Consider the following 12,722-nt stretch of genomic DNA (forward strand, 5'->3'; position numbering starts at 1 on the left):
ATCGATCAACCTTCCGGGCGGTTGAGCAGGCCGACCGCGATCGCGTGCACGGCGTCGAGGTCGGCCGGATCGGCCAGCGTGGTCTTACCACCGGTGACGGTGTACCACTCCTCGGCGTCCTTGTACTGCACCCGCAGGATGAGGTCCTTTCCGGCGAGCTCGGTGCGCAGCGTCAGGTCGCCGGTGACGACGCCGACCTCGTCGGTCATCACGCCGCCCGGACCGGGCACGATGTCGGTGCTCTTACCCGGGTTCTCGGCCGTCGCCGGCTCTTTCGCCGCGGCCTCCGGAGCCTTCTCCGGCTCTTTCGCCGGCGCCTTTTCCGGCTCCGTGGCGGGCGCCGGCGTGCTCTGTGCGGAATCGGTCATCAGCAGGTCCCCAGCATCTCCTTCAAGGCGTCCTTCTCCTTCTGGGTCACGGTGAGCTCGTAGTGGCTTTTCACCGTTACCCAATCCGTGGCGTACGCGCACCACTCGTCCTGCGCCGGCGGCTTCCAGGTCGACGGATCCTGGTCGCCCTTGGACCGGTTCGAGCCGGCCGAGACCGCGACCAGCTGCGGGCGGTCCAGGTCGTTGGCGAAGCCCTCGCGCTGGTCGGTGGTCCACTTGTTGGCGCCGGACCGCCAGGCGTTGGCCAGCGGCACCATGTGGTCGATGTCGACCTGGCCGGGAGCGGTCAGGGTCTTGTCGTCGTAGATGCTCTTCCAGGTCCCGGCGACCACATTGCACCCGGACTTCTTCACCTTGGTGCCGTCGCGCTCCAGCACGGAGTCGCGGACGTCGCAGTTCTTGCCGGTGCTCTTCCAGTGCGGGAACTTCTCGCGGCTGTAACCGGACATCGTCCCGGTCTTGGCGACCACGGTCAGCTTGCCGAGCAGCGCCTCGGCGTCCTTGGCGCTGGTGCTGCCGGCATTGCCGGACCCGGAGGTCGGCGCGGCCGTGCCGCCGAAGTCGCCGGCGTCGACGACCTCACAGCCGGCGGTGAGGGAGGCGGTGATCAGAAACGGAAGGAACCATCGAACGGCGTTACGTGGGGGCACCCGCTCAGCGTAAGGCCGTGACCCCCGTACCGCCTCTCGGCGGCACGGGGGATAGCGGTGGCGCGGGTGACTGGTGGGACGCTTTCAGTCAGACCGGTGACATCAGCGAGCGCGGTTGATCGCGCTGGTGACGGCCTTGATCGACGCGCTGACGATGTTGGCGTCGATGCCGACGCCCCAGAACGCGCGGTCGCCGACCTCGACCTCGACGTACGCCGCCGCCTGGGCGTCCCCGCCCGAGGTCAGCGCGTGCTCCTGGTAGTCCAGCACCCGGGCTTTGATCCCCAGCGGCTCGACGGCCTGCGTGAACGCGTCGATCGGGCCGTTGCCCAGGCCGACCAGCGGCCGGCGCACGCCCCGGTGCATCACCTCGACGTCGATCTCGACCTTGCCGTCCACCGTGGCCGTGCTGTAGCTCTGCACCTTGAACGCGCTGGCCAGCTGGTGCTCGACCAGGTACTCGCCGGCGAAGATGTCCCACATCTGCTGCGGGGAGACCTCGCCGCCCTCCTCGTCGGTGTGGTGCTGCACCACGCCGGAGAACTCGATCTGCAGCCGCCGCGGCATGTCGAGCTTGTGCTCCTCCTTCATGATGTACGCCACCCCGCCCTTACCGGACTGCGAGTTGACCCGGATGACCGCCTCGTACGTGCGGCCGACGTCCTTCGGGTCGATCGGCAGGTAGGGGACGCCCCAGGTGAAGGAGTCGATGTCGGTGCCGGCCGCGTCCGCGTCGGACTGCAGCGCGCTGAAGCCCTTCTTGATCGCGTCCTGGTGCGAGCCGGAGAACGCGGTGTAGACCAGGTCACCCGCGTACGGGTGCCGCTCGTGGACCGGCAGCTGGTTGCAGTACTCCACCGTGCGCTTGATCTCGTCGATCTGGGAGAAGTCGACCTGCGGGTCGATGCCCTGGGAGAACAGGTTCAGCCCCAGCGTGACCAGGTCGACGTTGCCGGTGCGTTCGCCGTTGCCGAACAGGCAGCCCTCGATCCGGTCGGCGCCGGCCAGCAGGCCCAGCTCGGCCGCGGCCACCGCGGTGCCGCGGTCGTTGTGCGGGTGCAGGCTCAGGATCACGCTGTCGCGGCGGGGCAGGTTACGGTGCATCCACTCGATCGAGTCGGCGTACACGTTCGGGGTGGCCATCTCGACCGTGGCCGGCAGGTTGATGATCAGCGGCCGGGCCGGGGTGGGGTCGATCACGTCGATCACGGCCGAGCAGATCTCCAGCGCGTACTCCAGCTCGGTGCCGGTGTACGACTCGGGCGAGTACTCGTAGAAGATCTCGGTGTCCGGGGTGTGGATCTCCGCGTACTTCTGGCAGAGCCGGGCGCCGGTGGTGGCGATGTCGGTGATCCCGTCCCGGTCCAGGCCGAAGACCACCCGGCGCTGCAGCACCGAGGTCGAGTTGTAGAAGTGCACGATGGCTCGCTTGGCGCCGCGGATCGACTCGAAGGTCCGGTCGATCAGGTGCTCCCGGCACTGCACCAGCACCTGGATGGTGACGTCGTCCGGGATCAGATCCTGCTCGATGAGCTGCCGTACGAAGTCGAAGTCGGTCTGGCTGGCCGCCGGGAAACCGACCTCGATCTCCTTGTAGCCCATCTTCACCAGCAGCATGAACATCCGCCGCTTGCGTTCCGGGGACATCGGGTCGATCAGCGCCTGATTGCCGTCCCGCAGGTCGACCGCGCACCAGCGTGGGGCGGTCTCGACGACGCGGGCGGGCCACTGCCGCTCGGGCAGGTCGATCGCGAACTGCTTCTGGTACGACTCGTAGCGCTGGAAGGGCATCGAGCTGGAACGCTGAGAGTTTTCGAACGTGGACATGTGACTGCTCCAGTCAGGAAGAAGACGAGCAGGCGGCGCGCGTCACCACCGCGACGGGGTGCCGGCCTGGAATGAGGCCCCGTCGCGGCAGAGAAGGAGGAGGTTCACCTGCCACATGTCGCAACCCACGTTACGTGATCCACATCTGGGCGGCCATCCGAACGACCGGATGGTGGGATTCACTCTCAGCCCGCCGCCGCGGACGGCGCGAGGGCCGGATCCGTCGACGATTCCGGCCCGCCCATCCCCATCGCCGAGCCGCCGACCTCGGGCCCGGGGAACTGCACGGTCGCCGGGGCGGCGACCTGCCGGACCAGCTTGAGCACGCCGAAGCCGACCCGGGCGGCGGTCAGCAGGCCGTCCGGGGCGTAGCAGTAGACGCCGACGTCGACCGGCGCGTCCAGCGACGCGGTGATCGAGTCGACCGAGTAACAGGCGCCCTGCGCACCGGCCAGCGGCTGCACCGCCGAGACGGCCAGCGCCGAGTCCCGGTCGGTGAAGACCGGCAGCCACTGGCGGAACAGCCGCTGCACCCGCGGGTCGAAGCGGCTCGGCACCTTGTCACCCTTGGCCGCCACGTGCACGCAGCCGGGCGTGACCGGGATCGCGGTCATCGACAGGGTGCACTGGTAGACGCCGTTCGGGTTGCGCACGATCGAGACGTCGGCGGTGCCGCCGAGCGCGCCACTGGCGATGTCGACCCGCCAGGTGCCGTCGTTCGCGACCGTGGCGACCACGTTGCGGGGGACGCCGTCGCCGCCGGTGAACGAGTAGAGCGCGGCGTAATGCCGGTCCAGCGCGAGCGCGGCCAGGCCGGCCAGCTGGACCCGGGCGTCCGGGCTCCCGGTCGGCGCCGACGCCGAGGCGGACGTGGCCGGGGCGGCGTCGGGCGCGTCGTCACCGCCGCAGCCGGACAGGCCGAGGGCCAGCACGACGGCGGTCAACGCGGACAGGCCGCGTCCGGATCCGGAGGGAAGGCGCACCGAGACATTCTCGCCTCATACCGCCCTCCGGAGGCGACACGCCGTACTGTGACGCTCGGCGTGTCGTACCGGAACGGCCGGATTCTGGGATCGTCTGTCGAGGTCGCGACCCCACGCGGCTAGGGTGGTGGCGATTGCCCTGAAAGGATTGGTTGGCCGTGGCTCTTGTGGTGCAGAAATACGGTGGCTCGTCGGTGGCGAACGCCGAGCGCATCAAGCGCGTGGCCGAGCGCATCGTGGCCGCCCGCAAGGCCGGTGACGACGTGGTCGTGGTGGTCTCCGCGATGGGTGACACCACGGACGAGCTGATGGACCTGGCCAACCAGGTCAGCCCGCTCCCGCCCGGCCGCGAGCTCGACATGCTGCTCACCTCCGGCGAGCGCATCTCGATGGCCCTGCTGGCCATGGCCATTCACAACCTGGGGTACGAAGCTCGGTCGTACACGGGCTCGCAGGCCGGCGTGCTGACCACCTCGGTCCACGGCAAGGCCCGGATCATCGACGTGACCCCCGGCCGCCTGCGGACCGCGCTGGACGAGGGCGCCATCGCCATCGTCGCCGGCTTCCAGGGCGTGTCGCAGGACACCAAGGACATCACGACTCTCGGCCGCGGCGGTTCCGACACCACCGCGGTCGCGCTCGCCGCGGCGCTGCACGCCGACGTCTGCGAGATCTACACCGACGTGGACGGGGTCTTCACCGCCGACCCCCGGATCGTCCCGGACGCCCAGCACATCAAGAAGATCACCTACGAGGAGATGCTTGAGCTGGCCGCCGGCGGGGCGAAGGTGCTGATGTTGCGATGCGTGGAGTACGCGCGGCGCTTCAAGGTCCCGATCCACGTACGCTCTTCCTACTCGAACAAAGAAGGCACGCTCGTCACCGGCTCGATGGAGGACCCTGACGTGGAGCAAGCACTGATCACCGGGGTCGCGCACGACCGCAGCGAGGCCAAGATCACGATCGTCGGTGTCCCCGACGAGCCGGGCGCGGCCGGGCGGATCTTCGAGACCGTCGCGCAGGCCGAGATCAACATCGACATGATCGTGCAGAACGTGTCGACCGAGGGCACCGGCCGCACCGACATCTCGTTCACCCTGCCCAAGGCTGACGGGTCGACCGCGATGGCCGCCCTCGACAAGATCAAGGGCCAGATCAAGTTCAAGAGCCTGCTCTTCGACGACCACGTCGGCAAGGTCTCGCTGATCGGCGCCGGCATGCGCTCGCACCCGGGCGTGGCCGCCTCGTTCTTCGCCTGCATCGGCGAGGCCGGCGTCAACATCGAGATGATCTCCACCTCGGAGATCCGCGTCTCGGTCGTCTGCCGGGACACCGACCTCGACACCGCGGTTCGTGCCGTGCACGACCAGTTCGAGCTCGGTGGCTCGGAGGAGGCCGTCGTCTACGGCGGTACAGGCCGGTAAGCCGGCCGATGGCGCGGCCCACGCTCGCCGTCGTCGGAGCCACCGGTTCCGTCGGGACCGTCATGCTCGACCTGCTCTCGTCCCGGCGTGACGTCTGGGGCGAGATCCGGCTGATCGCGTCCACCCGCTCGACCGGCAAGTCACTGATGTGCCGGGGCGAGTCCCTTCCCGTGCGCTCGTTGACCGCCGAGGCGTTCGACGGCGTGGACGTGGCCATGTTCGACGTGCCCGACGACGTGGCGGCGCACTGGGCCCCGATCGCGGTGTCCCGGGGCGCGACCGTGGTCGACAACTCGGCCGTGTTCCGCATGGAGCCGGATGTGCCGCTGGTCGTGCCCGACGTCAACCACGACGTGCTCGGGCACCGCCCGCGCGGCATCGTCTCCAGCGCCAACTGCACGGTCGCGGCGATGATCATGGCGGTTGCGCCCCTGCACTTCGAGTACGGACTGCGCGAACTCGTCCTGGCGTCGTACCAGTCGGCCTCCGGGGTCGGCCAGGTCGGCGTCGACACTCTCCACGACCAGCTCACCAAGGTCGCCGGGGACCGGCTGCTGGGCTCGCGCCCGGGCAACGTACGGCAGGCGGTCGGCGACGACCTCGGCCCGTTCCCGGCCCCGCTCGCGCTCAACGTGGTGCCCTGGGCCGGTCAGATAGCCGCGCTGGGCTGGTCGTCCGAGGAGCTCAAACTCCGCAACGAGACCCGCAAGATCCTCGGCCTGGCCGCGCTCAAGGTCTCGGCCACGTGCGTCCGCGTGCCGGTGGTGACCGGCCACTCGGTCGCCGTCCACGCGGTCTTCGCCGCCGAGGTGGCCGCCGACGGCGCCCGTCAGGTGCTGCGCAACGCGCCCGGCGTGATCCTGGTCGACGACCCGGAAGCCGGCGAGTTCCCGATGCCGATCGACGCCGTCGGCACCGACCCGTCCTGGGTCGGCCGGATCCGCCGCGCCATGGACGACCCGCGCGCCCTGGATTTCTTCGTCACCGGCGACAACATGCGCAAGGGCGCCGCCCTGAACACGGTTCAGACCGCCGAGCTCCTGGCCGCCGAACTCGCCAAGTGACCTCAACCGCCCCCGGCCCGCGTCGCCATCTGCCGGCGCGTCCCTCTTTGTGACCGTGCGCCAGCGGCGTGCCCCCTCTTCCCGGAGTCAGCGTGTCTCTCGCCCCACTCGGCGGTTTGTCCCTCTCCCGGTTCGCCGGTCCGCGGTTCGACGCCGGGCCGGTGTTCGGCATGCCGGCCGGGGTCCGCTTCGACGGGGTCGAACGGTGGCTGTGGTGGGGGCAGGACGTGACCGGTGAGGACTGTGTGGCCACCCTCGGCGGCCGGCCGGTGATCTTCGCCACGGGCGCCGAGTGCCAGGCGGCGTTCCCGACCCTGACCCTGGCCTCGGGCAAGCGGGACGACGACTTCGACCCGGTTCCGGTCGACCTGGGTCCGGCCCAGATCTGGGTACGAGGTGAGCGCCTCGCCGTCCCGGTCGAGAGCGTTCTGAATTTGTGGAACCTGGCGATCGATGTCGCGTACTCGACCGGCCGCCCGTTCCCGCAGCGGAGCCGTCGCCACGACCGTTGCTACGACAAGCTGATGGCCCACCACTCGCCGTACCTGTTCGGCGTCGACGAGTACCACCCGATCTGGTCCCCGTCCGAGCTCACCCTGCTCCGCCAGACCCTGGCCCGGGCCACCCACGTCCTCCGCTCGGCGCTCTCCTGATCACTCGGCTGGCGCTGAGGGCTGTATCCGAGCCCTCGGGACAGCCCTCAGCGCCAGCCGAGCGGGCGGGAGTCGCGGCTGGGGCCGGAGTTGCGGCGGCGTGGCGTCGGGCCGACGCGGGGATCGCGGGTGGGGGCGGGAGCCGTGGGCGGGCAGGTGCTTTGCGCGGGGGTGATCCACTTCGGTCGTGGACGGGTTTGTTGCTCTGACCGCAACCACCCGACCACGTCGCCCTGGAGGGTCTCGCGTTCTGGGCGCGCCAGCGCCCTGCGAGGCCCGGAAGGGTCCCCGCGGGAGCGACGATCTGGACCACGGCGGACGTAGGAAATGAAGAATTTGAAGTTGATGTGACGCACCGGGTGCGCGCCACATCAAAATCGGGCGTCAGGAAGCCGCGGCGTCCAGATCTGCCCTGGTCAGCAGGGCGCGGAGGGTGATGCCGTCGTCGGCCAGGGCCTGGGCGCCGCCCTCCTGGCGGTCGATCACGCAGAGCGCGTGGTCGACGTGCGCGCCGAGTTTGCGCAGCTCACCGGTGGAGATGACGACCTGGCCGCCGGAGGTGACGACGTCTTCGACGACCAGCACGCGGCGGCCGGCGACTTCGGCGCCCTCGGCGAGGCGGGCGGTGCCGTACTTCTTGGCTTCCTTGCGGACGAACGCGGTGGGCAGCTGGGCGTGCCGGGCGAGGGCGGTGACCACCGCGATGCCGCCCATTTCCAGGCCGGCCAGCACCTCGGTGCCTTCCGGGATCAACACGGCGAGCCGTTCGGCGAGTTTGTCGAGGAGTACGGGGTCGGCCTCGAACTGGTACTTGTCGAAGTATTCGTTGGCGACGCGGCCGGACCGCAGCGTGAATTCGCCGGTCAGGCGGCTAACGGTGCGGACCTGGCGGGCGAGGTCGATGGAGTCAGTCACAAGGTCCCAGCTTGTCAGGCGGTGCTGCGGCGACGCGCGACCACCCCGGTCGTCACCCGTTGGCGTACTTGATCTCCGCAATACGGCATTCTATGTCTGTTTGGGGTAGTTTTCGCCTAATTAGCGGCTTGTGCCCGGAAGGAACATTGCTGTGACGCCCTTCGCCATCCTCTTCCTGCTCGCCTTCGCCGGATCGTCGTGCTTCGCGCTCGGCCGGGCCTTCGGGCGGGGCGAGCGTTATGAGCGCGGCTATCGGGAGGGTTTCCGGGACGGTGAGACCGGTTCGCTGGCCCGGGCCACGCGGTTGATGCAGCTCGGCGAGCGGCCGACGATCGCGCCGGTGGTGGAGACCATGCTCGGGCCCTACTGCGTGCCGCAGCAGATGGCGCCCCGGCCGGTCGGCCCGGCGGTGGCCGGTATTCCGGTGCGTCCGCAGTTCGCGGTCTGAGCGGTCGGGGAGGTATCCCGAGATCGTTCCGGGGCCCCAGCGGCGGCTCAGGCCCGTTAACGGGCCCTTCCTGATCAACTGCTCGGGTGGGGCTCGGAGTTAGCCCGAAAAACAGTTCAGGGCCGGTTCTCCGTTTCCGGAGGCCGGCCCTTACTGGTGCAACTTTTTGGTCGGGGTGGCGGGATTTGAACCCACGGCCTCTACGTCCCGAACGTAGCGCGCTACCAAACTGCGCCACACCCCGTTGCTGCAGAAAGAATACTAGCGGACCCGGGCGCAGGCCCGAAATCCGGTACCCCCTCGCAGCGTATTAGCAGGTCAGGGCCGCTTTCGGGCGGTCCCGCCGATGGCCGGCGGCCGGGTCATCGGGGGATCAGAGTCAGCACCGACGCCTCCGGCCGGCACGCGAACCGGATCGGCGCTGTCGGGTGCGTCCCCATCCCGGCCGACACGTGCAGCCAGGCGTCCGAGCCGGGCCACCGGTGCAGCCCCTTGGCCATCCGGGTCGGCAGGTCGCAGTTGGTCGTCAGGGCGCCGTAGCCCGGCACGCACACCTGCCCGCCGTGCGTGTGCCCGGCCAGCAGCAGCTCGAAGCCGTCCGCGGCCATCGGGTCGAGCACCCGGGAGGCCGGCGTGTGGGTGACACCGAGGTGCAGGTCGACGCCGGCGCTGATCGGCCCGGCGACCGACGGGTAGTCGTCGCGCTCGATGTGCGGATCGTCCACTCCGACCAGTTCGATCGAGCGGCCTCCGGCCTTGATGACGGTACGGGCGTTGTTCAGATCGGCCCAGCCGGCGTCGGTGAACGCGGCCCGCAGGTCGTCGTAGGGGAGTTCGGCGCCGTGCACGTACTCCCAGTCGGGCAGCAGGTACTGCAGCGGGTTCTTGAGGACCGGGCCGGTGTAGTCGTTGCTGCCGAAGACGAACGCGCCCGGCACGTCGAGCAGGGGTTCGAGCGCGCGCAGGACACCGGGCACCGCGTACGGCGACGACATGTTGTCGCCGGTGACCACGACCAGGTCCGGGTCGGTGCCGATCAGCCCGGCGACCCATTCCTGCTTGCGCCGCTGGTCCGGCATCATGTGCAGATCGGACAGGTGCAGGATGCGCAGCGGTTCCGCGTCCGGTTCGAGCACCGGGACGTCGAAGCGCCGGAGCGTGAACATGTTCCGCTCGATCAGGGAGGCATAGGCGAACGTCGCACCGCCGACGGCGGCCAGCGCGGCGGCTGCGGAAATAAGGGAGCGCTTACGCATGACGGCAAGGGTAGTTTCTCCGTCCATGGGAACGCTGAAAGACCGCCTGAACGATGACCTGCACGCCGCGATGAAGTCCCGGGACGATCTGACCACGTCCACGCTCCGCCTGGCCCTGTCCGCGGTGCGCACCGCCGAGACCACCGGCGACGAGGTGCGGGACTTCTCCGACGACGAGGTTCTGGCGGTGCTGACCAAGGAGGCGAAGAAGCGGCGGGACGCGGCGTCCGCGTTCGCCGGAGCGGGTCGGGCCGAGCAGGCCGCGAAGGAGACCGCCGAGGGCGAGATCCTCGACCGCTACCTGCCCAAGCAGCTCACCGACGCGGAGATCGCCGAGATCGTCGGTCAGGCCCTGTCGGCCGGCGGCTTCACCGGCAAGGCCCAGATGGGACCGGCCATGAAGGCGGCTCAGGCCGCCGTGGCGGGGCGCGCGGAGGGCGGCCGGGTCGCGGCCGAGGTGCGGCGTCAGCTGGGCTGAGATCAAAGATTTGAGGGGTACGACGAAGCGGGCGGGAGACCGAGGTCTCCCGCCCGCTTCATGTGGTCCTACCTACCGTCTACCCGGTTTCGTCGGGGTACCGGCCGGCGGGTTCTGCTGGTTCTTCTTGCCGTTGCTGACCTCGATGGTGACCGCACCACCCTTGATCGTGCGGTCCTCGGAAGTACCCGCGGCGGTGCCGGCCGGGCAGTCCGAGTCGACCGTGGGACCGGTCACCGGGTCGAAGCCGGCGCCGCTGATCTTGTCCTTGGCCGAGCCCATGGAGTCACAGGTCACGTCCGGAACGCTGCGCAGGTCGCCGATCGAGATCTTCTCGTTGTCCGGCTTCTTGAACTGGACGCTCGGCTTGCCCTTCATGTAGTCGGCAAGCGTGTGCTGCACCGTCGTGTTGATGACCGGGTGCGACATCTGGTCCGAGTGGTCCTGCCAGTCCGGCACGGCCATGTAACCGGCGACGACCAGCGACGTGGTGCCGACGATCAGCGACGCGGTCTTGCTGTTGTCGGTGGTGCCGGTCTTGCCGAAGACCGGGTGGTCGACGATCCCGTGAGTGTTGCCGGCCGTGCTGTTGCCGCCGCAGCTGCCGAGCTGGGCCGAGTCGCCCACCGGGCAGCGGGCCGCGTCCAGGGCCGCACGGGCGACGTCCTTGGTGGTGGCCTGGATGCAGTGCGGCTTGCCGACGTCGATCTTCTCGTTGTCGCTGGTGGTGATCTGCTCGACCGGGGTCGGCTCGCAGTACTTGCCGTCACCGGCCAGCGTCGCGTAGGCGTTGGCCATCTCCAGCGGGGTGGAGTTCATGACGCCGAGGGTGAAGGCACCCCAGGTCGACGCGGCCTTGGCGTTGTCGATGTCCACCTGCGTACGGAACTGGATGCCGAACCGCTTGGCCACGGCGACCACGCTGTCCGCGCCGACCTTCTGCTCCAGCGGCACGAAGAACGTGTTCACCGACTTGCCGAAGCCGGTCCACATGTTGAAGACGCCGGCCTCCTTGGCGCTCGCGTTGCGCGGGCACCAGTCGTCCGAGCCGGGGCAGGACGAGGGGGTCCCGTAGCCGGCCTTGTACTTCGAGTGGAACACCGCCGGCGCGTTGATCGGATAGCTGAGCGGGATGCCCTTCTCCAGCGCGGCCACCATGGTGAACATCTTGAACACCGAGCCGGCCTGGTAACCGCTGATGTCGCCACCACCGGTGATCAGCGGGTTCGTCGTCTTCGGGAACGAGCCGCGGATCTTCTTGGCCGCCTTCTTCGGGTCCGGCGAGATCTTGTTCGTCGGGTGATCCGGGTCGTCCAGCGCGTACTTACGGTTGGTCGCGAGGATGCGGACCTTGCCGGTGCCCGGCTCGACGCCGGCCAGCAGCAGCGCGTTCTTGCTGGAGTCGGCCTGCTGGTCGGCGATCTCGGCGCGGGCCGAGGCCTGACCCTTCAGGTCCATCGTCGTGACGACCTTGTAGCCGCCGGACTTGAGGCGACGCTCACGGTCGTACGTCGTGGCGCCGAACGCCTCCTGGTCCATCCACCAGCGGTAGAAGTAGTCGCAGAAGAAGCCCCAGCTGTTCTTGGCGACCGAGACACAGCCGTTGCCGACCGGCTTGACCTTGGTCGGGATCTTCTCCTTCTTCGCCTTGTCGGCGTCGGCCTGCGTGATCGCGCCCATCGCCTGCATTCCAGGGATGATGTAGTTGTCGCGGCGGGCCTGGATCTGATCGTGACCCGACTTCACGGTCGGGTTGAAGCTGGTCGGGGCCTTGACCATGCCGGCCAGCATGGCGGCCTCGGCGACGTCGAGGTCCTTGGGCTTCTTGTTGAAGTAGACCTGGCTGGCGGCGTAGATGCCGTAGGCCTGGTTCCCGAAGGGCGCGATGTTGAGGTAGCGCTCGAGGATCTGCTCCTTGGAGAGCTGCTTCTCGATCTGCAACGCGTACTTCATCTCGGTGATTTTGCGCTTCGGGGTGTCCTTCGTCGCGTCGACCACCTCCTGCGGGTTGGTGGCCGAATACGCCAGGGACATTCGGACGTACTGCATCGTGAGCGTCGAGGCGCCCTGCTGAGCGCCGCCCTGGTTGTTGCTCACGAACGCACGGGCGACACCCTTGAGGTCGACACCGTTGTGCTCGTAGAACTTCCGGTCCTCGGCGGCGACGATCGCGTTCTGCATGTTCTTGGAGATGTCCTTGAGCGGGACATCGCTGCGGAACTCGTCGTAGAACTGCGACAGCAGGGTCCGGCCGTCCGAGGCATATACGCGGGTGATCTGCGGGGAGCTGAAGTCCTTGAGCTCACTGGGCAGACTCGCGAACCCCGACCCGCCCGCCTTCGCCGCGAGGCCGGACATCGCCGCGGCAGGGAAGGCGGCCGCGGCCACCACCACACCGGCCAGCAGGCCACATACGAGCAGCGACGTCGCGTTCGTGAAGATGTTGTGATCGCGTCTGCGCATCCAGGAGGTCACCCGAGGCAGGATACGCGAAGACCGCACGCGACCGCCCGTCGAGCAGGTGGCCTTCGCCCGTTATGAGTGTGACGTGTCACCCGGATCGCCGGGGCGATTTCCCCTATCTGCACCAAAGATACCCCCGTTCGGTCCTTGCGCCTGGACCGCTTTGCCCGGA

General features: G+C 68.8%; 12 protein-coding genes and 1 tRNA gene. 5 read left to right on the top strand and 8 right to left on the bottom strand.

Annotated features, from left to right (window positions below):
* Positions 1-5 precede the first annotated feature (5 nt).
* From ACSHV8_RS42690 to ACSHV8_RS42705, 4 genes are all read right to left on the bottom strand, one after another.
* A complete protein-coding gene (locus ACSHV8_RS42690; RefSeq protein ID WP_436525625.1) occupies positions 6-368 on the bottom strand; it encodes a hypothetical protein in 363 nt (120 codons plus the stop codon).
* Positions 368-1,039, bottom strand: coding sequence for an HNH endonuclease family protein (locus ACSHV8_RS42695; protein WP_436525627.1), 672 nt, complete (start codon positions 1,037-1,039; stop codon positions 368-370). The genes ACSHV8_RS42690 and ACSHV8_RS42695 overlap by 1 nt, the downstream gene beginning before the upstream one ends.
* A gap of 102 nt (positions 1,040-1,141) precedes the next feature.
* Positions 1,142-2,866 carry a 2-isopropylmalate synthase gene (gene leuA / locus ACSHV8_RS42700; protein WP_436525629.1) on the bottom strand — a complete coding sequence of 575 codons (1,725 nt, stop codon included), beginning with the start codon at positions 2,864-2,866 and terminating at the stop codon, positions 1,142-1,144.
* Positions 2,867-3,051: 185 nt separating this feature from the next.
* Positions 3,052-3,849 (bottom strand): hypothetical protein, encoded by a 798-nt coding sequence (locus ACSHV8_RS42705; protein WP_436525631.1) that lies wholly within the window; start codon positions 3,847-3,849, stop codon positions 3,052-3,054.
* Between the two features lie 158 nt (positions 3,850-4,007).
* On the opposite strand from ACSHV8_RS42705, the gene ACSHV8_RS42710 reads away from it, so the two are divergent.
* The 3 genes from ACSHV8_RS42710 (at position 4,008) to ACSHV8_RS42720 (ending at position 6,990) form a co-directional block, all read left to right on the top strand.
* On the top strand, positions 4,008-5,273 hold the full coding sequence (locus ACSHV8_RS42710) for an aspartate kinase (protein WP_436525633.1): 1,266 nt from the start codon (positions 4,008-4,010) through the stop codon (positions 5,271-5,273).
* Positions 5,274-5,281: 8 nt separating this feature from the next.
* Positions 5,282-6,337, top strand: coding sequence for an aspartate-semialdehyde dehydrogenase (locus ACSHV8_RS42715; RefSeq protein WP_436525635.1), 1,056 nt, complete (start codon positions 5,282-5,284; stop codon positions 6,335-6,337).
* Positions 6,338-6,429: 92 nt separating this feature from the next.
* Entirely contained in the window at positions 6,430-6,990 is a 561-nt protein-coding gene (locus tag ACSHV8_RS42720) for a hypothetical protein (RefSeq protein ID WP_436525637.1), read from the top strand.
* Between the two features lie 384 nt (positions 6,991-7,374).
* Here the strand turns inward: ACSHV8_RS42720 and pyrE are convergent, their stop codons facing one another.
* A complete protein-coding gene (gene pyrE / locus ACSHV8_RS42725; protein WP_436525639.1) occupies positions 7,375-7,905 on the bottom strand; it encodes an orotate phosphoribosyltransferase in 531 nt (176 codons plus the stop codon).
* Positions 7,906-8,056: 151 nt separating this feature from the next.
* Here pyrE and ACSHV8_RS42730 point away from each other — a divergent pair, with 151 nt between their 5' ends.
* Entirely contained in the window at positions 8,057-8,353 is a 297-nt protein-coding gene (locus tag ACSHV8_RS42730; protein ID WP_436525641.1) for a hypothetical protein, read from the top strand.
* 167 nt (positions 8,354-8,520) lie between these two features.
* On the opposite strand, the gene ACSHV8_RS42735 is transcribed toward ACSHV8_RS42730, so the two are convergent.
* Positions 8,521-8,597: transfer RNA gene (locus tag ACSHV8_RS42735), tRNA-Pro, on the bottom strand.
* 118 nt (positions 8,598-8,715) lie between these two features.
* Complete coding sequence (locus ACSHV8_RS42740) at positions 8,716-9,609, bottom strand: metallophosphoesterase (protein WP_436525643.1); 894 nt, start codon at positions 9,607-9,609, stop codon at positions 8,716-8,718.
* A gap of 25 nt (positions 9,610-9,634) precedes the next feature.
* On the opposite strand from ACSHV8_RS42740, the gene ACSHV8_RS42745 reads away from it, so the two are divergent.
* A complete protein-coding gene (locus ACSHV8_RS42745; protein ID WP_436525645.1) occupies positions 9,635-10,087 on the top strand; it encodes a GatB/YqeY domain-containing protein in 453 nt (150 codons plus the stop codon).
* Between the two features lie 72 nt (positions 10,088-10,159).
* On the opposite strand, the gene ACSHV8_RS42750 is transcribed toward ACSHV8_RS42745, so the two are convergent.
* Positions 10,160-12,550: a transglycosylase domain-containing protein gene (locus ACSHV8_RS42750; protein WP_436537189.1), complete on the bottom strand. Its 2,391-nt coding sequence runs from the start codon at positions 12,548-12,550 to the stop codon at positions 10,160-10,162.
* Positions 12,551-12,722: the final 172 nt, after the last annotated feature.

This window comes from Actinoplanes sp. HUAS TT8 (genome assembly GCF_051380535.1).
Classification (GTDB): Bacteria; Actinomycetota; Actinomycetes; order Mycobacteriales; family Micromonosporaceae; genus Actinoplanes.

Coding starts and splice junctions, on each gene's coding strand:
- ACSHV8_RS42690 (WP_436525625.1), bottom strand. CDS start 368: ATGACCGATTCCGCACAGAGCACGCCGGCGCCCGCCACGGAGCCGGAA.
- leuA (WP_436525629.1), bottom strand. CDS start 2,866: ATGTCCACGTTCGAAAACTCTCAGCGTTCCAGCTCGATGCCCTTCCAG.
- ACSHV8_RS42715 (WP_436525635.1), top strand. CDS start 5,282: ATGGCGCGGCCCACGCTCGCCGTCGTCGGAGCCACCGGTTCCGTCGGG.
- ACSHV8_RS42740 (WP_436525643.1), bottom strand. CDS start 9,609: ATGCGTAAGCGCTCCCTTATTTCCGCAGCCGCCGCGCTGGCCGCCGTC.
- ACSHV8_RS42745 (WP_436525645.1), top strand. CDS start 9,635: ATGGGAACGCTGAAAGACCGCCTGAACGATGACCTGCACGCCGCGATG.
- ACSHV8_RS42750 (WP_436537189.1), bottom strand. CDS start 12,550: ATGCGCAGACGCGATCACAACATCTTCACGAACGCGACGTCGCTGCTC.